Below are 481 nucleotides of genomic sequence, written 5' to 3'. Positions count from 1 at the left end.
ATTTGAAAATTTTTCGTGCGGTATCGTAACGAGTCGTGACGCTTGGGCATATAACTCGAGCCTTGAGGCTTTAGGGAAGAACATGAGCAATATGATTGGCTTTTATAATAGCGAAGTCAAGCGCTTTAATGAAACCTATGAGCATGTTGACCGTAGAATACGTAAACAGGCTGTGAATAATTTCGTAAATGCTGATGCAAATAAAATCAGTTGGAGCCGTGCTATCAAACAAGAATTGTGCAAAGAAAAGCTTTTTACGTTTGAAAATAACTGTCTTACGCAAAGTCTTTATCGTCCTTTTACAAAACAGTGGCTTTATTATAACCGCACCTTTAATGAAATGGTTTATCAAATGCCGTGTATATTTCCGATGGGCGAAGCAATTGAAAATAAAGTGATACAAGTTTCAGGTGTAGGATCTGTGAGTGGTTTTTCTGTACTCATGACGAATACTGTACCTAACTATCATGCAATAGATACT

At 37.2% G+C, this 481-nt stretch carries 1 protein-coding gene; it reads left to right on the top strand.

The window, feature by feature from the left end; genetic code table 11:
* Nucleotides 1–481, top strand: a 481-nt coding sequence (locus tag BN338_RS10535) for a type ISP restriction/modification enzyme (RefSeq protein WP_039762514.1), incomplete at both ends; no start/stop codon positions are given.

It is taken from the genome of Bartonella queenslandensis AUST/NH15 (genome assembly GCF_000312585.1).
Lineage (GTDB): Bacteria > Pseudomonadota > Alphaproteobacteria > Rhizobiales > Rhizobiaceae > Bartonella > Bartonella queenslandensis_A.
This window is presented reverse-complemented; position numbering and strand designations above follow the sequence as displayed.